This window comes from Achromobacter sp. ES-001 (assembly GCF_019448355.1).
GTDB classification, from domain to species: domain Bacteria; phylum Pseudomonadota; class Gammaproteobacteria; order Burkholderiales; family Burkholderiaceae_B; genus Achromobacter; species Achromobacter spanius_B.
Window position 1 is genome coordinate 1,810,678 of the sequence record NZ_CP079940.1, and the last position, 25,962, is coordinate 1,836,639.

Consider the following 25,962-nt stretch of genomic DNA (forward strand, 5'->3'; position numbering starts at 1 on the left):
GGAGCGTGCAGGGATCGTTCAGACCTTACAGCACATCCCCCGCGTAGTCGGCCAGGCGCGAACGTTCGCCGCGCTGCAAGGTGACGTGCCCGGAATGCGGCCAGCCCTTGAAGCGGTCTACGACGAACGTCAGGCCTGAGCTGCCTTCGGTCAGGTACGGCGTATCGATCTGGGCAACGTTGCCCAGGCAGATCACCTTGGTGCCGGGGCCCGCGCGGGTCACCAGCGTTTTCATCTGCTTGGGCGTCAGGTTCTGGGCCTCGTCGATGATCAGGTACTTGTTCAGGAACGTGCGGCCGCGCATGAAGTTCAGGGACTTGACCTTGATGCGTGAGCGGATCAGGTCCATGGTGGCGGCGCGGCCCCAATCGCCGTTGCCTTCGCCGTCGCCCATGTTCAGGACGTCAAGGTTGTCTTCCAGCGCGCCCATCCAGGGCAACATCTTTTCTTCTTCCGTGCCGGGCAGGAAACCGATGTCTTCACCGACCGGCACCGTGACGCGCGTCATGATGATTTCGGTGTAGCGCTTGGTCTCAAGCACCTGCGTGATACCGGCCGCCAGCGCCAGCAGCGTCTTGCCCGTGCCCGCCTGACCCAGCAGCGATACGAAATCGCACTCCGGGTTCATCAGCAGGTTCATGGCGAAGTTCTGTTCGCGGTTGCGCGCCGTGATGCCCCAGACGTTGTTCTTGCCGTGGGTGTAGTCGCGCAGGGTGGCCAGCACCGCCATCTTGCCGCTGACTTCGCGCACCTGCGCGTACAGCGGCATCTGGCCTTCGAAGTAGACGAACTGGTTGACGACGAACTGCGAGCACAACGGACCATGGATACGGTAGAACGTGGTGCCGCCTTGCTGCCAGGATTCCACGTCCTTGCCGTGCTTGTTCCAGAAGTCCTCGGGCAGTTGCATCACGCCCGTGTACATCAGGTCCGAATCTTCCAGGACGTGGTCGTTGAAGTAGTCTTCGGCGGCCATGCCCAGCGCGCGCGCCTTCAGGCGCATGTTGATGTCCTTGGACACCAGCACGACCTCGCGCTGCGGGAATTTTTCTTGCAGGGCACGCACCACGCCCAGGATCTGATTGTCGGCCTTGCCCATGGGCAGGTCGGACGGCAGCGTGCTGTGGATGGCGGTCGTCTGGAACATCAGGCGGCCGGTGGCATCCTTGTTGCCCAGCTTGGCCAGCTCAAGCCCTTCGTCCAGCTGCGTGGCGTCTTGCACCAGCGCGTCCAGCGATCGGCTGACCTGACGCGCGTTGCGCGCCACTTCCGACATGCCTTTCTTTTGATGGTCCAGCTCTTCCAGCGTCATCATCGGCAGGAAGATGTCGTGCTCTTCAAAGCGGAACAGCGAACTGGGGTCGTGCAGCAGTACGTTGGTGTCCAGCACGAACAACTTGCGCGGCTCGTTCTGGGCGCGCGGCTTGCCGCGCTTGGCCGGGGCGGGCGCCGTCTTGGCCGCGCGCGTTTCGGCGCGGGTTGCCGCCGGGGCGGCGGGGGCGGGCGGAGGAACCTGGCGGGCGGGCGCGGGAATCTGCGCCTTGCGTGCCGGCTCGGCCATGCCGTCAAGTTCGGGCTGCACAAGCAGCTCGTCATCGTCGTCGGCAAGCGCGGCGTGGGTGCTGGACTGCGCAGCGGCAGTCTTGGTAGTGCGGGCCTGCGCCCGGGCGGATTCGCCCGAGGGGAAGGTCAGGATGGCTGCGGGGCGGGTGGGCAACTTCGGAAGCGGCATATGCGTCACTCTCCAGGGTGGGCCGGCAATAGCGCCTGACGGGTATTCCTGTACGGCTAACCGATACTTTTCGCGGCCTGCAGGACTTCCTTGGCGTGGCCCGGGACCTTCACCCCGCGCCACTCCTGCACCAGCACGCCATAGGCGTCGATCAAAAAGGTGCTGCGCTCGATGCCTCGCACCTGCTTGCCATACATATTCTTCTGCTTGATGACGCCGAACAGATTGCACACGGTTTCGTCGGCGTCGGAGATGAGCGGGAAAGGAAGTTCGTACTTGGCCTTGAAGTTCTCATGCGACTTGAGCGAGTCGCGCGAGATTCCGATGACCACCGCGCTGGCCGCCAGGAAGTCGGCGTGCAGGTCGCGGAAGTCCTGGCTTTCGGTGGTGCAGCCGGGCGTGTTGTCCTTGGGGTAGAAATACAGGATCACGGCACGGCCCTGGCACTGTTCCAGGCTGATCGGACCAATCGTGCTTTCCGCGGTGAATTGCGGGGCGGGCTTGCCGATGCTGGGCGTCATTTCTGTGGATCTCCATTGGGGGGGATGAGGGCGACGACCACGCGCCGGCCCTCTGCCATCAGGATGTTGTAGGTGCGAGAGGCGGCGTGCGTGTCCATGATCTCGACGCCGATTCCCATGGCCAACAGGGGACGCAACACTTCGGGACGCAGGAACTGTTGCCGGGCGCCCGTGCCTACCAGCAATACCTCGGGCGCATTGGCCGGGCGGCTGGGGCTGGCTTCCGGTTCATCCAGAAAAGCCATCGGGTCGCGGACGGGCTCGGTCAAACCGGCCGCCTGGTGCAACAGGGTAGAGGTGATGTCGGCCGGCGAGTCAACAGGCCATTCGGTAACTTCGCCTTCGGGGCCAAATGCGACCGACGAGGAAAAACGAACTTGGTTGACCTCGATATACCCCTCACCGTAAGCAGTTACGGTGTTCAGGGCGGCCGTCGCAGGATCAGTATGCAGCTTCAATAAAAACTCCGGCTTTATGGGCTTGATGATAGCGCATCAAACTCGCCATGGGTTGCAGTGTTGGGGGCTTCGTTGCTTGACGGTATAAGCGGATTCCCTGCCTTGCAACAACGTGGTTTTTGGCGCGTGTGGACAGGTTAAAAAAAGCCTGTCTTTTCAATGGGGAAACGGACCCGTTTTTGCCCCATTTGCCGCATGGCCGTCGTTGCGCTAGATTACAGGGTTTTGCTGCGCTGCAATCGTGTGCTGGCGCGGCTTTAAGCCCCTTTCCCCTTCGCGCGACCGCGCCCTGGTTTTTTCGCCCTTTCCGCCCCTAAGGATTCCCATCATGAGGAAGTTCTCTCGCATCGAGCGTTTGCCCCCGTACGTTTTCAACATTACTGGCGAGCTCAAGATGGCGGCGCGGCGGCGGGGCGAGGACATCATCGACATGTCCATGGGCAACCCGGACGGTGCCACACCCAAGCACATCGTCGACAAGATGGTGGAGGCCACCTCGCGCCCCACCACTCACGGCTATTCCGTGTCCAAGGGCATTCCGCGTCTGCGCAAGGCGATTTGTGATTGGTATCAGCGCCGCTACGCGGTCGAGTTCGATCCGGATTCCGAAGCCATCGTCACCATCGGCTCCAAAGAAGGCCTGGCCCACTTGATGCTAGCCACGCTGGATCGCGGCGACACGGTGCTGGTGCCCAACCCCAGCTACCCGATCCACATCTACGGCGCGGTGATTGCCGGCGCCAACATCCGTTCGGTGCGCATGACGCCCGGCGTCGATTTCTTCGAAGAGCTGGAACGCGCGGTGCGCGAGTCCATCCCGAAGCCCAAGATGATGGTGCTGGGTTTTCCCAGCAACCCGACCGCGCAGTGCGTGGACCTGTCGTTCTTCGAACGCGTGGTGGCGCTGGCCAAGGAACACGACATCCTGGTGGTGCATGATCTGGCCTACGCCGACATCACCTTTGACGGCTATGTCGCGCCGTCCATCATGCAGGTGCCCGGCGCGCGCGATGTCGCCGTCGAGTTCTTCACGATGAGCAAAAGCTACAACATGGCGGGCTGGCGCATCGGCTACATGGTGGGCAACCGGTCTGGTCAACGCGCTGGCGCGCATCAAGAGCTATCACGACTACGGCACGTTCACGCCGATCCAGGTGGCGTCGATTGCCGCCCTGGACGGCCCGCAGGATTGCGTGAGCGAGATCGTGGCCCAATACCAAAGCCGCCGCGACGTGCTCGTGCGCGGCCTGCACGAAGCAGGTTGGAATGTGGAAATTCCCAAGGCGTCCATGTATATCTGGGCGCAGATCCCCGAGCCCTACCGGGCGATGGGCTCTTTGGAATTTGCCAAGCGTGTCCTGTCGGATGCGAAAGTGGCCGTGTCCCCCGGGATCGGCTTCGGCGAGTATGGCGACGACTACGTACGCTTCGCTCTTATCGAAAACGAGCAGCGCACCCGCCAAGCGGTGCGCGGCATCAAAGATATGTTCCGCAAGGACGGATTGCTGAAATGAATATCCCTGAACGCTCACCCGCCGCGCAAGCCCCCGAGGGCGGCGCGATGCGTCCCATGAAGGTGGGCCTGCTTGGTCTTGGCGTTGTTGGCGGAGGCACGTGGACCGTGCTGTCGCGCAACGCGGAAGAAATCGCCCGCCGCGCCGGCCGCCGCATCGAAGTCACCCGCGCCGCCGTGCGCGACGTGGCCAAGGCGCGCGCCCGCGTGGGCGACTCGATCCTGGTCGATACCGATGTGCACGCGCTGGTGCGCGACCCGGAAATCGACATCGTTGTTGAACTGATCGGCGGCGACACGCTGGCGCTGGAACTGGTGATGGAAGCCATCGCCAACGGCAAGCATGTCGTCACCGCCAACAAGGCGCTGCTGGCCAAGCACGGCAACGAGATCTTCGCCGCCGCCTACGAGCGCGGCGTCATGGTCACGTTCGAAGCCGCGGTGGCCGGCGGCATCCCCATCATCAAGGCGATCCGCGAGGGCCTGACGGCCAACCGCATCCAGTGGGTGGCCGGCATCATCAACGGCACCACCAACTTCATCCTGTCGGAAATGCGCTCGCGCGGGCTGCCGTTCGCCGACGTGCTGGCCGAAGCCCAGCGCCTGGGCTACGCCGAAGCCGATCCCACCTTCGACGTGGAAGGCGTGGACGCCGCGCACAAGCTGACGCTGCTGGCCTCGCTGGCCTTTGGCGTGCCGGTGCAGTTTGACCGCGCCTACATCGAAGGCATCTCGCAGCTGGCCGCCGAAGACATCGAACATGCCGAGCGCCTGGGCTACCGCATCAAGCTGCTGGGCGTGACCAAGCGTCGCCCCGACGGCATTGAACTGCGCGTGCATCCCGCGCTGGTGCCGTCCGAGCGCCTGCTGGCCAATGTCGAAGGCGCGATGAACGCCGTGCTGGTCAAGGGCGATGCCGTTGGCCCTACGCTGTATTACGGTCAGGGCGCGGGCGAAGAGCCCACCGCATCCGCCGTGGTGGCCGACCTGGTCGACGTGACGCGCCTGCACACCGCCGATCCGGGCAACCGCGTGCCGCACCTGGCGTTCCAGCCCGATGCCATGTCCGACACGCCGATCCTGCCGATCGAACTCGTCAGCACGTCGTACTACCTGCGCCTGCGCGTGGACGACCAGCCGGGCGTGTTGGCGGACATCGCCCGCATCCTGGCCGACCGCTCGATCTCGATCGGTTCGATGATCCAGCAGCCCTCGCACATCGGCGGCGCCGACATTATCTTCCTGACGCATGAAGCCGTCGAAGGCAACATCAATCAGGCCATCGAGCGCATCGAGGCGATGCCGTTCGTGCGGTCCAAGGTCACCCGTTTGCGCGTGGAGAACCTGACATGAAATACGTCTCGACCCGAGGCGGCATGGCCGCCCAGCCCTTTTCCGACATCCTGCTGGAAGGCCTGGCGCCCGACGGCGGCCTGGCCGTGCCGGAACAACTGCCCCAGGTCTCCGAGCAAACGCTGGAATCGTGGCGCGGCTTGTCCTACGCCGACCTGGCGTTTGAAGTGCTGTCGCTGTTTGCCACCGACATTCCGGCCGACGACCTGCGCCGCCTGACGCGCGCGGCGTACACGCAAGAGATCTTCAACAGCGAAGACATCGTGCCGCTGCGCCCGCTGGATGGCGGCTTGTCGCTGCTGGGCTTGTCCGAAGGCCCGACGTTGGCGTTCAAGGACATGGCCATGCAGTTCCTGGGCCAGGTCTTCGAATACACGCTGGCCAAGCGCGGCACCACCTTGAACATCCTGGGCGCGACCTCGGGCGACACGGGCTCGGCGGCCGAATACGCGTTGCGCGGCAAGCAGGGCGTGGCCGTGTTCATGCTGTCGCCGCATGGCCGCATGAGCGCCTTCCAGCGCGCACAGATGTATTCGCTGCAAGACGAAAACATCCACAACATCGCCGTGCGCGGCGTGTTCGACGAAGCGCAGGACATCGTCAAGGCGCTGGCCAGCGACCTGGCTTTCAAGACCAAGTACCGTCTGGGCGCCGTTAACTCGATCAACTGGGCGCGCATCGCCGCCCAGGTCGTGTATTACTTCCACGGCTGGTTGCGCGCCACCGACAAGCCGGGCCAGCAGGTCTCGTTCGCGGTGCCGTCGGGCAACTTCGGCAACATCCTGTCGGGTCACATCGCGCGCAGCATGGGCTTGCCGGTGCGCCGCCTGGTACTGGCCACGAACGAGAACAACGTGCTGGAAGAGTTTTTCCGCACGGGCATCTACCGTCCGCGTCCGGCCGAGCAGACGTACGCCACGTCCAGCCCGTCGATGGATATCTCGCGCGCGTCCAACTTCGAACGCTTCGTCTTCGATCTGGTGGGCCGCGACGCCTCCCGCGTGAAGGCGCTGTGGACCACCTTGGCGCAAGAGGGCTCGTTCGACCTGTCCGACCTGAAGCCGCAGTTCGAATCCCGCTACGGCTTCGTGTCCGGCCAAAGCTCGCACGAGGCGCGCCTGGCCACCATCCGTTCGCTGTACGACGAGACCGGCGTGCTGGTCGATCCGCACACCGCCGATGGGGTGAAAGTGGCGCGCGACTTCGTTGAGCCCGGGGTGCCGATGCTGGTGCTGGAGACGGCCTTGCCGGCAAAGTTTTCCGAAACCATCGAAGAAGCGCTGGGCCGTCCGGCCACGCCGCCGGGCAACCTGGCCAACCTGGAGTCGCTGCCGCAGCGCGTACAGGTCATGGACTGCACGATGGCCGAGGTGCGCCGCTTCATCGAGGCCAACGCCAAGGTCTGAGCCCTTGCGCTGACCTGTAACGGCTTGCGGTTTATGTAAGCGTAAAACCCCTCACAGGCTTGCCCGTGAGGGGTTTTTTTACGATGTGGGTTGCGGGGTTTACGTTTTTTCTCAATTTGCCGACAACCCGACACCATATCGGGGCCAGGTTCCCGATACAGTGGAATCACCTATTCACACTTGGAGAACACGCCCATGAACCTGAAGACCATGACGTTGGCCCTGGTGGTGACCGGAGTTGGGGTGCTGGCCGGATGCTCGTCGCCCTCGGTCATTCAGCAACGGGACGGTAGCTCGACCGTGACGCCCGATTCGCCGTCTTATGACAAAAAGTCCGGCATGTATGAATACGACAAGGACGGCAAGAAAGTCCAGATCAACAAGGACGACGTAAAGTCCATCGAAGAGGTCAAGTGACCGCCGTTGCGCCGCGCGCGCAATAAAAAAAGCCCCTTGAGCAATCAAGGGGCTTTTTGCTTTTGAGCGTTTTGCTTTTCAGCGCGGGATTACTTCGCCGCTTCCTCGGCGTGATAGCGGCCCACGCGCTCGACTTCGTTCTTCGAGCCCAGGATCACGCTGACGCGCTGGTGCAGCTTGTCCGGCTGGATGTCCATGATGCGCTGGACGCCGTTGATCGCGGCACCGCCGGCCTGTTCGACCAGGAAGCTCATCGGGTTGGCTTCATACATCAGGCGCAGCTTGCCGGCCTTGCCGGGTTCGCGCGCATCCCAGGGGTACATGAAGATGCCGCCACGGGTCAGGATGCGATGCACGTCCGCCACCATCGAGGCGATCCAGCGCATGTTGTAGTCCTTGCCCAGGGGGCCCGTGGCGCCGGCCAGGCAGTCGTCGACGTAGCGCTTCACGGGCGGTGCCCAGTGGCGGCTATTCGACATGTTGATGGCGAATTCCTTGGTGTCTTCCGGCACGCGGATGTTCTCGTGCGTGAGCACCCACGAGCCCATTTCGCGGTCCAGCGTGAAGCCGACCACGCCATTGCCGATGGTCAACACCAGCATGGTCTGCGGGCCATAGACGGCATAGCCGGCCACGACCTGCTTGTTGCCGGGTTGCAGGAAATCGTCTTCGCAGACCGGAGCGCCCGACACGTTGTGCGGGGCCTGCAGCACCGAGAAGATGGTGCCGATGGAGACGTTGACGTCGATGTTGGACGAGCCATCCAGGGGGTCGAACAACAGCAGGTATTCGCCCTTGGGGTAGCGGTTCGGAATCAAATGGATGGTTTCCATTTCTTCCGAGGCCATGGCCGCCAGGTGGCCGCCCCATTCGTTGGCTTCAAGCAGGATTTCGTTGGACAGGACGTCCAGCTTCTTCTGCACTTCGCCTTGGACGTTTTCGCTTTCCAGGCTGCCCAGGACGCCGCCCAGCGCGCCCTTGCTGACGGCGTGGCTAATCGCCTTGCAGGCGCGCGCGACCACTTCGATCAGCAGCCGGACTTCCGGCGCCAGGGCTTGGGCAGAGCGTTGTTGCTCCACCAGGTATTGAGTAAGTGTTTTACGTTTCAAGAGGGTCTCCCTATGCTGCGAATTCTAAAGCCTTGGATACGATTTCCTGCACGTTGCGCGACAAGCCCGCATGGGCGCGCACCTGTTGCAGCGCGGCCTGCATGGGCGTGCGCAGGGCCGGCACGAAGCGCGACCAGTTGTCCAGCGCACGCGCCAGCCGAGCCGCGACTTCGGGGTTCAGGGCGTCCAGCGCCAACACCTGCTCGGCCCAGAAGGCATAACCCGAACCGTCCGGGTGGTGCATGCCGCGCGCATTGTTCAGGCAGAACTGGAAGATCAGCGCGCGGGCGCGGTTGGGGTTGCGCAACGTGAAGGCGGGGTGCGTCATGAGTTCGCGGGCGGTATGCACCGTGGTCGAACGCGCGGCCGCCTGCAAGGCAAACCACTTGTCCACCACCAGCGGGTTGTCGCGCCACTTGTCATAGAACGCTGCCAGCGCTTCCTGGGGGAAGTCGCCCTGGCCGTAATTGATCAGGGCAGACAGCGCGGCCATGCTGTCGGTCATGTTGCCGGCGTGCTCGTACTGATGCTCGGCCAGACGCTGGGCGTCGTGTTCGCCGGCCGCCAGCAGATGGCTCAAGGCCAGGTTCTTCAGGGCGCGCTTGCCGGCGGGCACCGGCGCGGGGCTGTATTCGCCCGGCGTCTGGTTCTGTTCGAACGCCTGGCGCAATTCCGTGGCCAGCTGCCGGCCGAGTTCGGCGCGCAGGAAGTCGCGGGCCACAGCCAGCGCGGGCGGGTCCACCGCCTGCATGCGCTCGGCCAGCGTCTTCTCGGACGGCAGGGCCAGCGCGCGGGCGCGATAGGCGGCATCCAGGGCCGGGTCGGTCAGCAGTGCGCGCCAGGCATTGATGAACGCCGCGTCCGCGTGTAGCGTGCGCCCGGCCTGGCGGGCTTCGGCCAAGGCCAGGATCTGGCGCGTGGCCAGTTCCTGGCCGGCTTCCCAGCGGGCGAAGGGGTTGGTGTCATGCGCGGACAGCAGCGCCAATTCTTCGTCGGTCCAGTCATAGTCGACGATGACCGGGGCCGAGAAATCGCGCAGCAACGAGGGCACGGGCCGCTCGGCGATATCTTCGAACACCCATTGTTGGCTGGGCGTGGTCAGTTCCAGCAGGGCGGTGTCGCGGGTGGCGCCGTCGTGACGCAGCGGCAGCGCGCGGCCGTCCTGGTCCAGAAGGCCGATCGCAAACGGGATGTGGTACGGCGCCTTGACGTAGTCAGCGCCGGCTTTTTTCTCGACGCCCACCGGCTGGCATTGCTGGGTCAGCGTGACCGTGCAGCGGCGGGTGGCGGCGTCGTGTTCAAGCGTGACGGCCACGCGCGGCGTGCCGGCCTGGCGGTACCAGCGGCGGAACACCGACAGGTCGCGGCCCGGGTGCTGGGGCACATAGACCGATTCCATGGCGTCGACAAAGTCGTCGCAGGTGACGGCCTGGCCGTCGTGGCGGCGAAAGTACTCGTCCATGCCGGCGCGGAAGCCTTCCTCGCCCAGCAGCGTGTGCTGCATGCGGATGACTTCGGCGCCTTTCTCGTACACGGTTGCCGTATAGAAGTTGCCGATTTCCTGGTAGCTCTCGGGGCGGATGGGGTGGGCCATGGGGCCGGCATCTTCCGGAAACTGCGCGGCGCGCAGGGCCACCACGTCATCGATACGCTTGACGGCGCGCGCGCTGGTGGCGGCGGCGGCATCCATGTCGTGCGCCATCATGTCGGCGCTGAATTCCTGGTCGCGGAAAACGGTCAGCCCTTCTTTCAGGCTCAGCTGGAACCAATCGCGGCAGGTGACGCGGTTGCCGGTCCAGTTGTGAAAGTATTCATGGCCGATGACGGATTCGATGCCTTCGTAGTTGGCGTCGGTGGCGCTGTCGGCGTCGGCCAGCACGTAGGCGGCGTTGAAGATATTCAAGCCCTTGTTTTCCATCGCGCCCATGTTGAAGTCATGGACGGCGACGATCATGAAGCGGTCCAGATCCAATTCCAGGCCGAAGCGGGTTTCATCCCAGCGCAGGGCGCGCACCAACGAATCAAGCGCCCATTCGGTCTTGGTTTCAGAGCCGGGGTCGCTGTAGACCTGTAGCAGCACGTCGCGGCCGCTGGCCGTCTTGACGGTGGTTTCACGGTGCGTCAGGTTGCCGGCCACCAACGCAAACAGATAGCAAGGCTTGGGGAACGGGTCTTCCCATTCGACTTCGTTGCGGCCGTCAGGCAATTGGCGCGATGCCATCAGGTTGCCGTTGGACAGCAGCACGGGGTATTGCGGCTGCGCCCGCAGCGTCACGCGGTAGCGCGACATCACGTCGGGGCGGTCGGCAAACCAGGTGATGCGGCGAAAGCCCTCGGCCTCGCATTGCGTGAAGAAGTTGCCGCCGGACACATACAAGCCCATCAGCGTGGAGTTGGCGGACGGATTGCAGCGGCTGACCACGTCGACCGTGGCGTCGGCGGGCAGGCCGTATATGGCCAGGCTGTGCTCGGACAGGTGATAGGCGTCGGCGTCCAGGGTGGCGCCGTTGACCGCTACCGACACGAGTTCCAGGTCTTCTCCATCCAGGATCAAGGCCGCGTCGGCGCTGGCGCCGGGCTTGCGTTGCACGTGCATCGTGCAGCGCACTTCGGTGGCGTCCGGCGCCAGATCGAAGGCCAAAGCGACTTCGGGAATGTCGTAGGGGTAGGGCTGGTAATCCTTGCGATAAACGGTAATGGGCGTGTCGGTGCGCATGGAGTTGCAGTCCTGGTTTGAACGAGGGGTCTATTGTAGTAGGTGGGCGCGGCGCGCACTCTGGGGCGTGCGGGCTACGGCAAACTTTTTGCCGTGGGCCTAGTCAAAGCTCAGTATGATGGCGCCGTCGCGCGCAACAGGAGTCGCAAAATGTTCCGAAAGTCGTTGTTCAGTGTGGGCCGTTGGGCAGGATTAACGGCTGTGGCGGCAACGCTGGCACTGACCGGTTGCGCCGCGCCGTCCGTTTCCGCGCGGGTGACTTCATTCCAGCAATGGCCTACCGGCGTTGAAGGGCAGACTTACCAATTTGTGGCCGCGGATCCGAATCAACTGAATAATCTGGAATACCAGTCCTATCAGGACATGGTGCGCGCCGGCATCGGTGCAACGGGTTTGGTCGAAGCCCAGCCCGGCGCCAAGGGGCGTTTTGACGTGTCGTTTACCTATGGCACCAGCCAGACCCAGGTAATGGTGCGCCGCGCCTACGATCCCTATTTCTACGGCGGCTACGGCTATGGCGGATATGGCGGTTTCTACGGGCCTCGCCCCTGGGGCGGCGCCTATGGGTACTGGGGGCCGGAATGGGTCGATGTGCCCATGGCGGTGCAGCGCAACACACTGAGCTTGAAGATTCGGGACACCCAACGTGGGGGTGCCGAGGTTTACCGTTCCACGGCCTTCATACTTAGTCAGGGCGATGATTTCATGCGCACGATGCCCTATCTGGTACGCGCGATATTCGACAATTTCCCCGGGAATAATGGGGCGGAACGCGAAATTCAGTTCCCCGTTCAGTAAGCCCTGACGGCGCTTCGACGCTGAATTCCAAAATAAATCGGCGCACCAGATTGGTGCGCCGATTTATTTCTTACTACAGAATAGGTTTTATTCTTTGATAAGAAAGCTGTCGCGTGTCGCGCCACCGGCTTCTTCAGCCGCGAGCCAGCGCGGGGCTTTGCCACGGCCGCTCCAGGTTTCGCCCGTTTGCGGGTGACGATACTTCGGGGCAACGGCACGCTTGGCGGCGGTGGCGGGGCGTGCAGCCGCGCCAGCCTTGCGTCGGCCACCGGGGGCCACGCGCGCGGGCTTGCCCGAACCGTATGCCGCAATGATTTCTTCCGGGGTGATGTCGTATTCGCGCATGGACGTGATGATGGAGGTGATCACGGGCTTGCGACGCTTCGTTTGGAGGACTTCCGCCTTCTTTTGAAGCTTGTTGATCTCCTTCTCGATCTTTGCTTGCAGAGCTGCGTATGTTTCTCGGGCCATGGTTTATTCCTGATTATGGAACTGCTTTAATCGCCGGCGAAGTAATGTTTAATTGTTGTGCTTCGCATAATACATAAGTTGCGGCTTGACTTCTCTATTTTCGAGCTAATTACTTTGTATCAAAAGAGCCGCAAGGTCTGACGGTATGCGGGCCTCGGGCAGGAACAAGTTTTGGGAAGGATATTCCCAAATTTAGGACGATTTGAAACAGACGCGAATTTGGTTCACAAGGCGGACGAATCCCGCAAACAGGGGCTGTTCCCGGCGTCATTTGTTTCAATCAGCGAAAGAATCGCGTTTTGTGACAGCCTCCGCCGGGTTTATGTTGTTGGTCGTGGACGATTTAAAGCCGGGCCATGCCAGCCCCGATTTATGAGCCAAGCAAGGTGACCGAATTGACACTTTCGTTGCCTCGATGCGGCCGCCATGCATTTTGGCATTGCCCGCTCAGCGGATTGATATGGTGAATTAGGGTGTCTTCCGGGCCGAGTTTCCGCATTTTGATCAGCGCTTGTCAGACCAATCCTGGGTATTTCTCACTCTTGTATGCCAAGAGCCTAGGAGTCGTTCAACCGCGTTCGGGAGCGGCTCCCCAACTGTTATGTGGTGAAACAATATTTAGTTGTTTTGCTTAACTTGATACTTCATTCGATGTCCCCATATTTATTCACGCGTGAATAATCTTTCACCCCTCGGCAGTGGCCGCCTTGCCAAAGTCGGGACGAGGGGGCCGGTCAGCGGTACGATACGGTCTTGTGCATCCACGCAACGCGTGCGCCCGTGCCGCGCCGATGCCCCCTGAATAGAGCCTATGAAAATCACTGATCCCGCTATTGCTTCCCTTGCCACTGCCAAATCGCTTTTGCTTGACCCCTGGGGCCTGACCGAAGCGGATATGGCGCGTGCCCTGGGTGAGATCTTCACCCACAAGGTCGATTACGCCGACCTGTACTTTCAGTACACGCGCAGCGAGGGATGGAGTCTGGAAGAGGGCATCGTCAAGACCGGCAGCTTTTCCATCAGCCAGGGCGTAGGCGTGCGTGCCGTCAGCGGCGAGAAAACCGCCTTTGCCTATTCCGATTCCCTGTCGGCCGACGCGCTGCTGTCGTCTGCCCACGCCGTGCGCGGCATTGCCCGGCGCGGCGCCGGCAAGGTCAAGGTGGCCGCCCAGGTCGAAGCCGAAATGGGCCGCAGCCTGTACGCCGACATCGACCCCGTCGCCACGCTGAGCGCGCCGGAAAAGGTGGCGCTGCTGGAACGCATCGAGCGCATGGCGCGTGCACGCGACCCGCATGTCATCCAGGTGATGGCCGGTCTGGGTGCCGAATATGACGTCGTGCTGGTGGCCGGCAGCGATGGCCGTCTGGCCGCCGACGTGCGCCCGCTGGTGCGCCTGTCGCTGACCGTGATCGCCGAACGCAACGGCCGCCGCGAAATGGGCCATGCCGGGGGCGGTGGACGCTTGGGGCTTGCCTACTTCACGGACGAAATGCTGCAAGGCTATGTCGAACGTGCCGTGCATGAAGCCATGGTCAACCTGGAAGCGCGCCCGGCGCCCGCCGGCGAGATGACGGTGGTGCTGGGGTCCGGCTGGCCCGGCATCCTGCTGCACGAAGCGGTGGGCCACGGGCTGGAAGGCGACTTCAACCGCAAGGGCTCCAGCGTGTTTTCCGGCCGCATCGGCGAACGCGTGGCATCCAAGGGCGTCACCGTGGTCGACGACGGCACGCTGCCCGATCGCCGCGGTTCGCTCAACATCGACGATGAAGGCAATGCCACCCAGCGCAACGTGCTGATCGAAGACGGCATCCTGCGCGGCTACATGCAAGACACGCTGAACGCGCGTCTGATGAAAACCGCCGCCACCGGCAACGGCCGCCGCGAATCGTTTGCGCACCTGCCGATGCCGCGCATGACCAACACGTACATGCTGGCCGGCGACAAGCCTGCCGAAGAAATCGTGTCGTCGGTCAAGCGCGGCCTGTACGCCGTCAATTTCGGCGGGGGCCAGGTCGACATCACCAGCGGCAAGTTCGTGTTCTCGGCATCCGAGGCCTACATGATCGAAGACGGCAAGGTGACCTACCCGGTCAAGGGCGCCACGCTGATCGGCAACGGCCCTGACGCCATGACCCGCGTCACCATGATCGGCAACGATCTTCAGCTGGATTCCGGCGTGGGTACTTGCGGCAAGGACGGCCAGAGCGTGCCGGTGGGCGTGGGCATGCCGACCGTGCGCATGGAAGGGCTGACCGTGGGCGGTACCGCCTGAACGTCAGATCGGGCCGCCACCGTCGCCAAAAAACGATGTGACGGCCCGAATGTTTTGTGCTAGAGTCGTTTCCCATGAAATTCGCGTCCCCCGCCTTTACCTTTTATTTTTATGGTTTTCTGAAGCCGCTGGCGGAGGAAGGGACGCACTCAATCTGAAGTTTGGAAAGAATCCCCCCAAAAAAGCCGCCAGCGAACTGGCGGCTTTTTTTGTGCCGCCGGGATCGGAAACCACCGATCGGAGATGGACCCGTTGGCGGGCAACCCAGGAGCAGTACCGTGTCACACAATACCGACGACCTTCGCATCCGAGAAATCAAGGAACTGAATCCGCCCGCGCACGTGATGCGCGAGTTTGCGTGCACCAAGGAGGCGGGCGACACCGTGTTCGCTGCCCGCCAGGGCATGCACCGCATCCTGCACGGCATGGACGACCGCATGATCGTCGTGATCGGCCCCTGCTCGATTCACGACACGCGAGCCGCCATTGAATACGCGAAGCGTCTGAAGCCGGTGCGTGACCGCCTGAGCGCCGATCTGGAAATCGTGATGCGCGTGTATTTCGAAAAGCCGCGCACCACGGTGGGCTGGAAGGGCCTGATCAACGATCCGGATCTGGACGGCAGCTTCGACATCAACAAGGGCGTGCGCGTGGCTCGTGAACTGCTGCTGGATATCAACAGCCTGGGGTTGCCGGCCGGCTGCGAGTTCCTGGACATGATTACGCCGCAGTACATCGCGGATCTGGTCTCCTGGGGGGCGATCGGGGCACGCACGACGGAAAGCCAGGTGCACCGCGAACTGGCGTCCGGCTTGTCGTGTCCGGTGGGGTTCAAGAACGGCACGGACGGCAATGTGAAAATCGCGGTCGACGCGATCAAGGCTGCGTCGCAGCCGCACCACTTCCTGTCGGTAACCAAGGGCGGGCATTCCGCGATTGTGTCCACCGCCGGCAACGAGGACTGCCACGTCATCCTGCGCGGCGGCAAGACGCCGAACTACGACGCGGCCAGCGTTGACGCCGCCTGCCAGGACGTGTCCAAGGCCGGCTTGGCCCAGCGCATCATGGTGGACGCCAGCCACGCCAACAGCAGCAAAGACCCCGAAAACCAACCCCGCGTCATCGACGACGTGGCGCGCCAGATGGAAGCGGGCGACGCGCGGCTGATCGGCGTCATGGTGGAAAGCCACCTGTTGGGCGGGCGCCAGGACATGGTGCCGGGCAAGCCGCTGGTGTACGGCCAGAGCATTACCGACGGCTGCATCGACTGGGACGCGTCGGTTGCCGTGCTGGAGCGCCTGGCGCACGCGGTGCGCGAACGCCGCCGCGTTGCGCTGACCTCGGGCAAGTAAGCGGCCGGTCACGCCGGCGCGCCGCACGCCGTCTTCCTGGGGCGGTTTGCGGCGCAGCATGCGTGGCGGCGTAGAATATTCGGATTAACGAACCCGCGCTCGCCGCGAATTCCCCGAGAACACGCTGATCATGAATGCTCCCTTGCACGCTGAAACGTTGCGCCGTCCGGTGCCGGCCGCCTGTCTGGACGCCTTGCGCGCGCGCTTTGGCGACCGCCTGTCTGAATCCTCGGCCGTGTGCGAGCATCACGGCCGCGACGAGTCCCCGTATCCCGCCATGCTGCCCGACGCCGTGGTCTTCGCGCACAGCACGGAAGACGTGGCCGCGGTGGCCAAGCTGTGCAACGAACACCGTGTTCCGTTGATTCCCTATGGCGCCGGCTCGTCGCTGGAAGGCCACATCCTGGCGATCCAGGGCGGCATCAGCCTGGACCTGTCGCAGATGAACAAGGTGTTGGCGATCAACGCCGAAGACCTGACCGCCACCGTACAGGCCGGCGTCCTGCGCAAGCAGTTGAACGAAGAGATCCGCAGCACCGGCTTGTTCTTCCCGATCGACCCGGGCGCCGACGCCAGCCTGGGCGGCATGGCCGCCACGCGCGCCTCCGGCACCAACGCCGTGCGCTACGGCACCATGCGCGAAAACGTCATGTCGTTGACCGTCGTGACGGCCGATGGCCGCATCATCCGCACGGCCGGCCGAGCGCGCAAATCGTCGGCGGGCTACGACCTGACGCGCATCTTCGTCGGTAGCGAAGGCACGCTGGGCATCATCACCGAAGTCACCGTGCGGTTGTACCCGCAGCCCGAAGCCGTGTCGGCGGCCGTCTGCAACTTCCCCACGCTGGACGCCGCCGTGCAAAGCGTGATTGAAATCATCCAGATGGGCGTGCCGATCGCGCGCGTGGAATTCATGGACGCCGCCAGCGTGCGGTCGGTCAACCAATACAGCAAGCTGAGCCTGCGCGAAACGCCGCTGCTGGTGTTTGAATTCCATGGCAGCCCGGCCGGCGTGCAGGAACAGGCCGAAACCGTGCAGGCGATTACCGCCGAACATGGCGGCATGGACTTCGAATGGGCCGAGCGCCCCGAAGACCGCAGCCGCCTGTGGACGGCGCGCCATAATGCCTATTTCGCGGGCCTGCAATTGCGTCCCGGCTGCCGCGCCAGCACCACCGACGTGTGCGTGCCGATTTCGCGCCTGGCCGATTGCGTGCGCGACACCGTCGAGGAACTGGAACGCGCCAGTTTCCCGTACACCATCGTCGGCCACGTGGGCGACGGCAATTTCCACGTATTGATGCTGCTGGACGCCGACAATCCGAAGGAATGGGAAGAGTCGGAAACGATCAACCACAACCTGGTTCGCCGTGCGATTGCGGCGGACGGCACCTGCACCGGCGAACATGGCGTGGGCTTGCACAAAATGCAATTCATGGCGGAAGAGCATGGCGACGATGCGCTGGATCTGATGCGTAGCCTGAAGCACGCGTTTGATCCGAACAACATTCTGAATCCCGGCAAGATCGTGTCCTGGTAAGACATCAAGCGGGCCGCGCGCCTTGCTGAAGCCGACGGTATTGCCGTCGGCTTTTTTACGCGTGCACCGCGCGCAATTACTGCTGGTTACGAGTCGGGCACGGCATTTGTCCCATGGATGCGGGTAAATCCCGGCCTGTTTTCATAGTGCGCTCGCGCTATTGTTGCGCTCATGAATTCACTGGTCGAAACCGGCCTGGCACAAGTGCAGGCGCCTTATTCTTTGCAGCAGCTCATCGAGGCGTTGTCGGCCGCGTTGCCCGCGCACTGCGTATTGTTCCGCGAAGAAGATACCCGTCCCTACGAGTGCGACGGCCTGTCGTTGTATCGCGCGCTGCCGGCCGTGGTGGCCCTGCCTGAAACCGAAGAACAAGTGCAAGCCGTCATGCGGATCTGCAAGCGGTTGAATGCGCCGCTGGTGGCGCGCGGCGCGGGCACGGGCTTGTCTGGCGGCGCCATGCCGCATAGCCAGGGCGTGCTGCTTGGCTTGTCCAAATTCAATCGCATCAAGCATATCGACCTGGCCAGCGCCACCGCCATCGTGCAGCCCGGCGTGCGCAACCTGGCCATTTCCGAAGCGGCCTCGCCCTATGGCCTTTATTACGCGCCCGATCCGTCCAGCCAGATCGCCTGTTCCATCGGCGGCAACGTGGCCGAGAATTCCGGTGGCGTGCATTGCCTGAAGTACGGCCTGACCGTGCACAACGTGTTGCGCGTGCGGGTCGTCACCATTGACGGCGACATCGTCGAGCTGGGCTCCGAGGCGCCCGATGCACCCGGGCTGGATCTGCTGTCCGTCTTCATCGGATCAGAAGGCATGTTGGGCGTGGTCACCGAAGTGACGGTAAAGCTCATTCCCAAGCCCGCTTGCGCGCAGGTGGTGATGGCTAGCTTTTCCAGCGTCGAGGCGGCCGGCAATGCCGTCACGCAGGTCATCGCCGCGGGCATGATTCCTGCTGGGCTCGAGATGATGGATCGCCGCGCCACGCATATGGTCGAACCCTTTGTGTGCGCCGGCTACGATCTGGATGCGCAAGCCATCCTGCTGTGCGAATCGGACGGCACCCCTGACGAGGTCGCTCACGAAATCGCTCGGATGGAAGCGGTGTTTCGCGATGCCGGTGCAACGCGTTGCCAAGTGTCCACGTCGGAAGCCGAGCGCCTGAAGTTCTGGGCGGGACGCAAGAACGCGTTTCCGGCGGCCGGCCGCGTGTCGCCTGATTATTACTGCATGGACGGCACGATTCCGCGTCGCCACCTGGCGCGGGTGTTGGGCGCCATCGAGCAAATGGAAGACGAATTCGGCTTGCGATGCGCCAACGTTTTCCATGCAGGAGACGGCAACCTGCATCCGCTGATTCTGTTCGATTCGAACAAGCCGGACGAGGTCGAGCGCGCCGAGAAATTTGGCGCCGCGATTCTTGAGCTGTGCGTGCAGGTAGGAGGCACCGTGACCGGAGAGCACGGTGTGGGTATGGAGAAAATCAATCAAATGTGCGTGCAATTCTCTCGCGAAGAACTCGACGCGTTCCTGGCGGTCAAGCGGGCGTTCGACCCGCCGTGCCTGCTGAATCCTGAAAAAGTCATTCCCACGCTGGCCCGCTGCGCCGAATACGGCAAGATGCACGTCCATGCGGGCGAGTTGCGGTTCCCCGATCTCGCCCGTTTCTAGGACGCATCCCCTATGGATTTTGTCCTGTCGGAATTGTGCGACCAGGTCATGACGGCTCGTGCCGGCCACAAGCCGTTGTTTGTCATGGGCGGCGGCAGCAAGGCGTTCTACGGCAACTATCGCCCGGTCACGCCGCAAGACGGCCATTGCCTGCTGGACATGACGCCGTATCGCGGCATCGTCAGCTATCACCCGTCCGAGCTGGTGGTGACCGTACGCGCCGGTACGCCGTTGGCCGAGCTTGAAGCGGTGTTGGCCGAGAACGGGCAGATGCTGGCGTTTGAACCGCCGCACTTCGCGGCATCGGCAACCGTGGGCGGCTGCGTGGCGGCGGGGCTGTCCGGGCCGCGCCGCATGAGCGCGGGCGCATTGCGCGACTTCGTCCTGGGCACCCGGCTGCTGGACTCGGAAGGGCGCATGCTGTCGTTCGGCGGCGAAGTCATGAAGAACGTGGCGGGGTACGACGTGTCGCGCTTGTTGGCGGGGTCGCACGGCATCTTCGGCGCGATTCTTGATGTGTCGATGAAGGTGGTGCCGCGCCCCATGGAAGAACTGACGTTGGTACTGCCCGCCACGCAGGCGCAGGCGTTGGCAAGCTTTGCGTTGTGGCGCGGCAAGCCGTTGCCCATTTCCGCCACCAGCTGGACGGGTGACGATGACGGGGGCGAAGGGCTTATGCACGTGCGGCTGTCAGGCGCGCCGCCTGCGTTGGCCAGCGCGCGCCACGTCGTCGGCGGGGACGCGCTGTTCCCGGATGCCGCACTGGTGTGGTGGCGCTCGTTGCGCGAGCAGACGCACCCGTTTTTTCACCCCGGCCGGCCTTTGTGGCGCCTTGCGCTGCCGCCCACCGCCGCTGCGTTGGGCCTGGGGCCCACATTGATCGAGTGGGGGGGCGGCCAGCGTTGGTTGTCCGGCCAACGTGACGCCGCTGAGCTTCGCGAAATCGCCGCGCGGCTGGGCGGGCACGCCACCTTGTTCCGCCCCGGCAACAGCAAGCCACCGGTCGACGGGGTATTTCATCCGCTGGCGCCCGGCGTCGCGGCGATCACGCGCCGGCTCAAGCAGGAGCTTGACCCGGCCAGCCTGTTCAACCCCGGCCGCCTGGTTCTGGAGCTATAGCGCATGCAAACCAACCTGGCATCCTGGGCCCGCGATACCGACTTGGGCAACGAAGCCGACGCCATCTTGCGGCGCTGCGTGCATTGCGGTTTCTGCACTGCCACCTGTCCCACGTATCAAGTGCTGGGCGACGAGCTGGACAGCCCGCGCGGGCGTATCTATCTGATCAAGCAGGTGCTGGAAGGCGCCGAGCCCACGCAGTCCACGCAACAACACCTGGACCGTTGCCTGACCTGCCGCAATTGCGAAACCACGTGCCCGTCGGGCGTTCAGTACGGGCACCTGATCGACATCGGGCGCAAGATCGTGGACGAACGCGTGCCGCGTTCATGGGCCGACAAGACCAAGCGCAACCTGTTGCGTCGTGCGATGTTGTCGCCCATGTTCGCGCCCGCGATGAAAGCGGGGCAGGCGATGCGCGCCATGCTGCCCGAGGCGCTCAAGCGCAAGGTGCCCGAGCGCCGTGATGCGGGCGCCTTGCCCGTTGTGTCAGGGCATGCTCGCCAGGTGCTGATGCTGACCGGCTGCGTGCAGCCGGCCATGATGCCCACCATCGACGCCGCCACCATCCGCGTGCTGGATGCCGTGGGTATCGGCGCGCGGCTGGCCCCAGGTGCGGGGTGTTGTGGCGCGGTCAGTTTTCATCTGGATGCGCAAGACGCCGCGTTGGCGCAGATGCGCGCCAATGTGGACGCGTGGTGGCCGCTGATACAGGGTGGGGCGGTGGAGGCCATCGTCATGAACGCTTCCGGCTGCGGCGCGATGGTCAAGGAATATGCGCATCATTTGAAGCATGATCCTGCCTACGCGCAGAAGGCCGCGGATATCGTTGCGCGCGTCAAGGACGTGGCCGAAATTGTCGCCCCGCATGCAGCCCAGCTGCGTGCGCGTTTGCCCGGCGGCGCGCGGGCCGCGTATCACCCGCCCTGCACCCTGCAGCATTGGCAGGGCCTGCGGCCGCTGTCCGAGCAGTTGCTGGTGGATCTGGGTTTCGATTTGCAGCCGTTTGCCGACAAACACCTGTGCTGCGGCTCGGCGGGTGCGTACTCGGTGCTGCATCCGGATATCGCGTTGCAGCTGCGCGACCGCAAACTGACGGCCATTGCCGCAGGCGGGCCCGACGTGATCCTGTCGGCCAACATCGGCTGCATTGGCCATCTGCAAAGCGGCACCGACACGCCGGTGCGGCATTGGGTGGAAGTGGTGGACGAACAGCTGCGCCAGACGGCGGCGGCGTAGGTACAGAAAGGCGCCGGTCCGAAGCTCGGATGAAGGCGCGCAACGAACGCCTGTCGCCAGGCGTTCGTTGCATGGCGCGGTTTATTCGACCGCCTTCACCATATCCTCAAGCACCTTCTTGGCATCGCCGAAGACCATCATCGTGCGGTCCATGTAGAACAACTCGTTGTCCAGCCCGGCGTAGCCGGATGCCATCGAACGCTTGTTCACGATCACGGTGCGCGCCTTGTAGGCTTCCAGGATCGGCATGCCGGCAATGGGCGACTTCGGATCGTTCTTGGCGGCGGGGTTGACCACGTCGTTCGCGCCCAGCACCAGCACGACGTCGGTCTGCGCGAACTCGCTGTTGATGTCGTCCATTTCGAAGACCTGGTCGTAGGGCACTTCGGCTTCGGCCAACAGCACGTTCATGTGGCCCGGCATGCGGCCCGCCACCGGGTGGATGGCGTACTTGACCGTCACGCCGCGTTCCGTGAGCTTGGTGGCCAGTTCTTTCAGCGCATGCTGCGCGCGCGCCACCGCCAGGCCGTAGCCCGGCACGATCGTCACGCTTTCGGCGTTGGTCATCAGGAATGCCGCATCGTCGGCGCTGCCCGACTTGACGCTGCGCTGCTGCGCCGCGCCCGCATCCGCCGCGCTGCCCGCCTGCCCGCCGAACCCGCCCAGAATCACGTTGAAGAACGACCGGTTCATCGCCTTGCACATGATGTATGACAGGATGGCGCCGGACGAGCCGACCAGCGAGCCGGCGATGATCAGCATCGGGTTGTTCAGCGAAAAGCCGATGCCCGCCGCCGCCCAACCGGAATAGCTGTTCAGCATCGACACCACCACCGGCATGTCCGCGCCGCCGATCGGGATGATGATCAGCACGCCCAGCACGAAGGCCACCAGCGTCATGATGATGAAGGGCGTCCATTCCTGCGTCAGCATGAACCACAGGCCGCAGCCCAGCATCACCAACGCCAGCGCCAGATTCAGCATGTGCTGGCCGGGGAACACGACGGGCGCGCCTTGGAACAGCCGGAACTTGTACTTGCCCGACAGCTTGCCGAACGCGATGACCGAGCCCGAGAACGTGATGGCGCCCACGAAGGTGCCGATGAACAGCTCGAAGCGGTTGCCCGTGGGAATCAGCATGCCGGCCGGCACGATGCCGAAGGCGTGCGGCTCGGCGACGACGGCAACCGCAATGGCGACCGCCGCCAGGCCGATCATGCTGTGCATGAAGGCGACCAGTTCGGGCATCTTCGTCATCTCGACGCGGCGGGCCATCAAGGTGCCGATGGAACCGCCCACCAGCAGGCCCAGCAGGACCCAGCCCAGGCCGATGGTGGCGGTGCCTTCGCGCGCCAGCCCGATGATGAGCGCTGCCGTGGTCAGCACGGCGATGGCCATGCCGGCCATGCCGAAGGCGTTGCCCAGCCGGGACGTGGTCGGATGCGACAGCCCCTTGAGCGCCTGGATGAAGCAGACCGAGGCAATCAGGTAGAGCAGGGTGACGAGGTTAAGCGAGATCATTTCGCTTCCTCCTTGCCCGGGCCAGGCTTGCGATCCTTTTTCTTGAACATTTCCAGCATGCGCCGCGTGACAAGAAAGCCACCAAACACGTTCACGGCCGCCAGCGCCACGGCGAACACGCCCATGCCGCGCGCCAGGCCACCTTCGGTCAGCGCGGCCGCCAGCATGGCGCCTACGATGATGATGGCGGAGATGGCGTTGGTCACCGCCATCAACGGCGTGTGCAAGGCGGGCGTGACGTTCCAGACAACGTGGTAGCCGACATAGATGGCCAGCACGAAGATGATGAGATTCATCAGGGTGGGGTTGATCGCTTCCATGTTCAGGTCCTTTGCATCACATTGCCGCCTTCGCACACCAGGCAGGCCGCCACGATTTCATCGTCGCGCTGGATCGCCAGCGCGCCGTCCGCATTGATGATGAGCTTCAGGAAGTCCATGACGTTGCGCGCATAGAGCGCGGACGCGTCGGTGGCGACCAGGCCGGGCAGGTTGGTCAGGCCGACGATCGTCACGCCGTGTTTTTCCACGATCTTGCCGCGTTCGGACAGGGGGCAGTTGCCACCGCGTTCGACCGCCAGGTCCACCAACACGGAGCCGGGTCGCATGGCCGCGACAGTGTCGGCCGACACCAGCGTGGGGGCGGGGCGGCCGGGGATCAGCGCGGTGGTGATGACGATGTCGGCCTGCTTGCAGCGTTCGGACACCAACGCCGCCTGCCGCGCCATCCATCCGGGTGGCATGGCGCGCGCGTAGCCGCCTTTGCCTTCGGCGATTTCGCGTTCTTCGTCGGTTTCGAAAGGCACGTCGATGAACTTGGCGCCCAGGGATTCGACCTGTTCCCTTGCGGCGGGGCGCACGTCGGACGCCTCGACGACCGCGCCCAGGCGCTTGGCGGTGGCAATGGCCTGAAGGCCGGCCACGCCGGTGCCCAGCACCACGGCGCGCGCGGCCTTGAGGGTGCCGGCGGCGGTCATCATCATGGGGATCAGCCGGCCGTAGTGGTGGGCGGCCAGCAGCACGGCTTTGTAGCCGGCCAGGTTGGCTTGGGAAGACAGCACATCCAGGCTTTGCGCGCGGGTGATGCGGGGCGCGGCTTCCAGGGCAAAGCCGGTCAGGCCGGCGCCGGCCATCTGTTCGATGCCTTCGGCGTCGAACGGGTCCAGCATGCCGATGACGACGGCCCCGCGCTTCATGTGGGGCACTTCATCGGCGGAGGGGGCGCGAACCTTCATGACCAGGTCCGCGCCCAGGGCATCCTGGGCAGAGCCTAGCGTGGCTCCCGCGGCCTCGTAGGCGTCGTCAAGATAACGGGCGGCGACGCCGGCCCCGCGCTCCACGACAACGGTGTGTTTGCCGCCTACGTACTTCTTGACGGTCTCCGGTGTTGCTGCGACACGGGTTTCCCCGTCTCGGGTCTCTTTGGGTATCCCGATGTGCATCGACGCCTCTCCTCAGAAGGTTCGCCGTAGTTATACACGTTAATGTTGCCCCCACGCGCGCTCATTGCATTCGCGCGCTGCCCCCCAAGGGGGCTGGCCCGCCTTGGGGCGGCCCGGCGGCGGGCCGTTGCCCCCACGCTGCGCTCATTGCATTCGCTTGCTGCCCCCCGAGGGGGCTGGCCCGCCTTGGGGCGGCCCGGCGGCGGGCCGTTGCCCCTACGGTGCGCTCATTGCATTCGCTTGCTGCCCCCAAGGGGGCTGGCCCGCCTTGGGGGTGGGCAGGTTCTTTGGGCTACGGCATTTGCCGGACGAAAAAAAGCCCCATGGCGAACCATGGGGCTCCGGGTTTTGCAACCCACTTGCTCCGGCCAGTCTTACCACGCCGCTGGCCGGCACTTGCGCGTAAACGTCCGGCGTCAGGCCGTTTGCGCGCGAGTCCAGTTGATCAGCGCAGCGGTCAGGTCGCGCAGATCGGCCTTCAGGCGGCCATAGTTTTCGGTCGGACGCAGCGTGACTTCGTCCATGTACAGCTTGCGGTTGATTTCGATCTGCAAGCTGTGGCGGCCTTCCTGGGGGCGGCCAAAAGCGCGCACCAGTTCGACACCCTTGTACGGGTCGTTGACCGTGACGTTATAGCCACGCTCGCGCAGCCACGCCGCGATGAACTCGCGGAACGCCGGGTCGCTGGTGCTGCCGTCGCGGTCGCCCAAGACGAAGTCCGGGTGAACCAGGCCGGGGCGGTCGGTGGCGAAGGCGCCGGCCACGCTGGGCATGGAGTGGCAGTTGATGTGCCAGACCTTGCCGAACTTCTTGTGTGCCGAATCCAGCACTTGGCCAAGGGCGGCGTGGTACGGCTTCCAGCAGGCGTCGATGCGGTGGCGCACTTCCTCGACCGTCAGCTTGCGGTTGTACAGCGGCGTGCCGTCGTCCAGCATGCGCCAGATCAGGCCCTTGCCCAGCTTGACCTTGGGCGATGCGTTGACGGCATCCGGCCAGGCTTGGTCCAGCAGCAATTCATCGATCTCGTCGGCCGCGCGGTTGGCGTCGATGTAGGCGCGCGGAAACGCGGCGGCTACCATCGGCACGCCCATGTCGAGCGCGTCGCCCCACAGGTCGTCAACCCAGGTGTCCTCGGCAGTGCGCAGCGCGCCAAAGTCCACCGCGGCGGCGAAGTCGGGAGGGTAGGCGGTGCCGCTGTGCGGAGAGTCCAGCACGAGCGGGGCCGAGGGCTCCGAATCGGGATATTGCTGCGGAAGGTCGAGCCGGTAAGACAGGGGTTGGGTAATTCGCATATAGAGGTGTTGCGTTCGTGA

General features: G+C 64.0%; 20 protein-coding genes and 1 pseudogene. 11 read left to right on the forward strand and 10 right to left on the reverse strand.

Translation table 11 applies throughout. The features are described from left to right. Nucleotides 1-25: 25 nt before the first annotated feature. From KYT87_RS08100 to KYT87_RS08110, 3 genes are read right to left on the reverse strand one after another with little or no spacing between them, the layout of a single operon-like run. Entirely contained in the window at nucleotides 26-1,732 is a 1,707-nt protein-coding gene (locus KYT87_RS08100) for a PhoH family protein (RefSeq protein WP_120154500.1), read from the reverse strand. A 56-nt stretch (nucleotides 1,733-1,788) separates the two neighbouring features. Next, on the reverse strand, nucleotides 1,789-2,253 hold the full coding sequence (locus KYT87_RS08105; protein WP_046805545.1) for a peroxiredoxin: 465 nt from the start codon (nucleotides 2,251-2,253) through the stop codon (nucleotides 1,789-1,791). Further along, nucleotides 2,250-2,711 carry an Mth938-like domain-containing protein gene (locus KYT87_RS08110; RefSeq protein ID WP_046805544.1) on the reverse strand — a complete coding sequence of 154 codons (462 nt, stop codon included), beginning with the start codon at nucleotides 2,709-2,711 and terminating at the stop codon, nucleotides 2,250-2,252. Before KYT87_RS08110 ends, KYT87_RS08105 begins: the two co-directional genes overlap by 4 nt. 436 nt (nucleotides 2,712-3,147) lie before the next feature. On the opposite strand from KYT87_RS08110, the pseudogene alaC reads away from it, so the two are divergent. The 4 genes and pseudogenes from alaC (at nucleotide 3,148) to KYT87_RS08130 (ending at nucleotide 7,400) form a co-directional block, all read left to right on the forward strand. Continuing rightward, nucleotides 3,148-4,225: pseudogene (alaC, locus tag KYT87_RS08115) on the forward strand (alanine transaminase). Between the two features lie 47 nt (nucleotides 4,226-4,272). Beyond that, nucleotides 4,273-5,577 carry a homoserine dehydrogenase gene (locus KYT87_RS08120; protein WP_046805560.1) on the forward strand — a complete coding sequence of 435 codons (1,305 nt, stop codon included), beginning with the start codon at nucleotides 4,273-4,275 and terminating at the stop codon, nucleotides 5,575-5,577. Further along, complete coding sequence (gene thrC, locus KYT87_RS08125; protein WP_104143224.1) at nucleotides 5,574-6,983, forward strand: threonine synthase; 1,410 nt, start codon at nucleotides 5,574-5,576, stop codon at nucleotides 6,981-6,983. Before KYT87_RS08120 ends, thrC begins: the two co-directional genes overlap by 4 nt. A 195-nt stretch (nucleotides 6,984-7,178) precedes the next feature. Then, on the forward strand, nucleotides 7,179-7,400 hold the full coding sequence (locus tag KYT87_RS08130; RefSeq protein ID WP_046805542.1) for a YgdI/YgdR family lipoprotein: 222 nt from the start codon (nucleotides 7,179-7,181) through the stop codon (nucleotides 7,398-7,400). Between the two features lie 89 nt (nucleotides 7,401-7,489). Here KYT87_RS08130 and KYT87_RS08135 read toward each other — a convergent pair whose 3' ends face one another. Both KYT87_RS08135 and pepN read right to left on the reverse strand, forming a co-directional pair. Further along, nucleotides 7,490-8,509 (reverse strand): class 1 fructose-bisphosphatase, encoded by a 1,020-nt coding sequence (locus tag KYT87_RS08135; RefSeq protein WP_046805541.1) that lies wholly within the window; start codon nucleotides 8,507-8,509, stop codon nucleotides 7,490-7,492. Nucleotides 8,510-8,519: 10 nt separating this feature from the next. After that, nucleotides 8,520-11,225 (reverse strand): aminopeptidase N, encoded by a 2,706-nt coding sequence (gene pepN / locus KYT87_RS08140; RefSeq protein WP_219991974.1) that lies wholly within the window; start codon nucleotides 11,223-11,225, stop codon nucleotides 8,520-8,522. A 150-nt stretch (nucleotides 11,226-11,375) separates the two neighbouring features. Here pepN and KYT87_RS08145 point away from each other — a divergent pair, with 150 nt between their 5' ends. Beyond that, nucleotides 11,376-12,023 (forward strand): DUF4136 domain-containing protein, encoded by a 648-nt coding sequence (locus tag KYT87_RS08145; protein WP_104143229.1) that lies wholly within the window; start codon nucleotides 11,376-11,378, stop codon nucleotides 12,021-12,023. An 87-nt stretch (nucleotides 12,024-12,110) separates the two neighbouring features. Here the strand turns inward: KYT87_RS08145 and KYT87_RS08150 are convergent, their stop codons facing one another. Continuing rightward, nucleotides 12,111-12,494, reverse strand: coding sequence for an H-NS family nucleoid-associated regulatory protein (locus KYT87_RS08150; RefSeq protein ID WP_104143230.1), 384 nt, complete (start codon nucleotides 12,492-12,494; stop codon nucleotides 12,111-12,113). 811 nt (nucleotides 12,495-13,305) lie between these two features. Between KYT87_RS08150 and tldD the strand changes: the two genes are divergently transcribed. The 6 genes from tldD (at nucleotide 13,306) to glcF (ending at nucleotide 21,687) form a co-directional block, all read left to right on the forward strand. Beyond that, entirely contained in the window at nucleotides 13,306-14,766 is a 1,461-nt protein-coding gene (gene tldD, locus KYT87_RS08155; protein ID WP_006218381.1) for a metalloprotease TldD, read from the forward strand. 278 nt (nucleotides 14,767-15,044) lie between these two features. Further along, complete coding sequence (gene aroG, locus KYT87_RS08160) at nucleotides 15,045-16,118, forward strand: 3-deoxy-7-phosphoheptulonate synthase AroG (RefSeq protein WP_046805537.1); 1,074 nt, start codon at nucleotides 15,045-15,047, stop codon at nucleotides 16,116-16,118. A 130-nt stretch (nucleotides 16,119-16,248) separates the two neighbouring features. Then, nucleotides 16,249-17,658 (forward strand): FAD-binding oxidoreductase, encoded by a 1,410-nt coding sequence (locus KYT87_RS08165; protein ID WP_104143232.1) that lies wholly within the window; start codon nucleotides 16,249-16,251, stop codon nucleotides 17,656-17,658. A gap of 171 nt (nucleotides 17,659-17,829) precedes the next feature. Continuing rightward, complete coding sequence (locus KYT87_RS08170; RefSeq protein ID WP_046805535.1) at nucleotides 17,830-19,329, forward strand: FAD-linked oxidase C-terminal domain-containing protein; 1,500 nt, start codon at nucleotides 17,830-17,832, stop codon at nucleotides 19,327-19,329. A 12-nt stretch (nucleotides 19,330-19,341) separates the two neighbouring features. Beyond that, complete coding sequence (gene glcE, locus KYT87_RS08175; RefSeq protein ID WP_219991975.1) at nucleotides 19,342-20,448, forward strand: glycolate oxidase subunit GlcE; 1,107 nt, start codon at nucleotides 19,342-19,344, stop codon at nucleotides 20,446-20,448. A 3-nt stretch (nucleotides 20,449-20,451) separates the two neighbouring features. Further along, nucleotides 20,452-21,687 (forward strand): glycolate oxidase subunit GlcF, encoded by a 1,236-nt coding sequence (gene glcF, locus KYT87_RS08180; protein WP_046805533.1) that lies wholly within the window; start codon nucleotides 20,452-20,454, stop codon nucleotides 21,685-21,687. Between the two features lie 81 nt (nucleotides 21,688-21,768). Here glcF and KYT87_RS08185 read toward each other — a convergent pair whose 3' ends face one another. The 4 genes from KYT87_RS08185 to KYT87_RS08200 form a co-directional block, all read right to left on the reverse strand. Further along, nucleotides 21,769-23,208, reverse strand: a complete 1,440-nt coding sequence (locus tag KYT87_RS08185; protein ID WP_046805532.1) for an NAD(P)(+) transhydrogenase (Re/Si-specific) subunit beta — start codon at nucleotides 23,206-23,208, stop codon at nucleotides 21,769-21,771. Next, nucleotides 23,205-23,528: an NAD(P) transhydrogenase subunit alpha gene (locus KYT87_RS08190; RefSeq protein ID WP_046805531.1), complete on the reverse strand. Its 324-nt coding sequence runs from the start codon at nucleotides 23,526-23,528 to the stop codon at nucleotides 23,205-23,207. Before KYT87_RS08190 ends, KYT87_RS08185 begins: the two co-directional genes overlap by 4 nt. 2 nt (nucleotides 23,529-23,530) lie before the next feature. Beyond that, nucleotides 23,531-24,649, reverse strand: coding sequence for a Re/Si-specific NAD(P)(+) transhydrogenase subunit alpha (locus KYT87_RS08195; protein WP_219991976.1), 1,119 nt, complete (start codon nucleotides 24,647-24,649; stop codon nucleotides 23,531-23,533). Nucleotides 24,650-25,065: 416 nt separating this feature from the next. Beyond that, nucleotides 25,066-25,941, reverse strand: a complete 876-nt coding sequence (locus KYT87_RS08200; protein WP_046805529.1) for an N-formylglutamate amidohydrolase — start codon at nucleotides 25,939-25,941, stop codon at nucleotides 25,066-25,068. Between the last annotated feature and the right edge of the window lie 21 nt (nucleotides 25,942-25,962).

What these genes read in the sequence shown, in the direction of transcription:
- KYT87_RS08185 (WP_046805532.1), bottom strand. Translation starts at nt 23,208, where the DNA reads ATGATCTCGCTTAACCTCGTCACCCTGCTCTACCTGATTGCCTCGGTC.
- KYT87_RS08105 (WP_046805545.1), bottom strand. Translation starts at nt 2,253, where the DNA reads ATGACGCCCAGCATCGGCAAGCCCGCCCCGCAATTCACCGCGGAAAGC.
- glcE (WP_219991975.1), top strand. Translation starts at nt 19,342, where the DNA reads ATGGATTTTGTCCTGTCGGAATTGTGCGACCAGGTCATGACGGCTCGT.
- tldD (WP_006218381.1), top strand. Translation starts at nt 13,306, where the DNA reads ATGAAAATCACTGATCCCGCTATTGCTTCCCTTGCCACTGCCAAATCG.
- thrC (WP_104143224.1), top strand. Translation starts at nt 5,574, where the DNA reads ATGAAATACGTCTCGACCCGAGGCGGCATGGCCGCCCAGCCCTTTTCC.
- KYT87_RS08190 (WP_046805531.1), bottom strand. Translation starts at nt 23,528, where the DNA reads ATGGAAGCGATCAACCCCACCCTGATGAATCTCATCATCTTCGTGCTG.
- KYT87_RS08150 (WP_104143230.1), bottom strand. Translation starts at nt 12,494, where the DNA reads ATGGCCCGAGAAACATACGCAGCTCTGCAAGCAAAGATCGAGAAGGAG.
- KYT87_RS08100 (WP_120154500.1), bottom strand. Translation starts at nt 1,732, where the DNA reads ATGCCGCTTCCGAAGTTGCCCACCCGCCCCGCAGCCATCCTGACCTTC.
- KYT87_RS08120 (WP_046805560.1), top strand. Translation starts at nt 4,273, where the DNA reads ATGCGTCCCATGAAGGTGGGCCTGCTTGGTCTTGGCGTTGTTGGCGGA.
- KYT87_RS08170 (WP_046805535.1), top strand. Translation starts at nt 17,830, where the DNA reads ATGAATTCACTGGTCGAAACCGGCCTGGCACAAGTGCAGGCGCCTTAT.
- KYT87_RS08145 (WP_104143229.1), top strand. Translation starts at nt 11,376, where the DNA reads ATGTTCCGAAAGTCGTTGTTCAGTGTGGGCCGTTGGGCAGGATTAACG.
- KYT87_RS08195 (WP_219991976.1), bottom strand. Translation starts at nt 24,649, where the DNA reads ATGCACATCGGGATACCCAAAGAGACCCGAGACGGGGAAACCCGTGTC.
- KYT87_RS08165 (WP_104143232.1), top strand. Translation starts at nt 16,249, where the DNA reads ATGAATGCTCCCTTGCACGCTGAAACGTTGCGCCGTCCGGTGCCGGCC.
- glcF (WP_046805533.1), top strand. Translation starts at nt 20,452, where the DNA reads ATGCAAACCAACCTGGCATCCTGGGCCCGCGATACCGACTTGGGCAAC.
- KYT87_RS08130 (WP_046805542.1), top strand. Translation starts at nt 7,179, where the DNA reads ATGAACCTGAAGACCATGACGTTGGCCCTGGTGGTGACCGGAGTTGGG.
- pepN (WP_219991974.1), bottom strand. Translation starts at nt 11,225, where the DNA reads ATGCGCACCGACACGCCCATTACCGTTTATCGCAAGGATTACCAGCCC.
- KYT87_RS08200 (WP_046805529.1), bottom strand. Translation starts at nt 25,941, where the DNA reads ATGCGAATTACCCAACCCCTGTCTTACCGGCTCGACCTTCCGCAGCAA.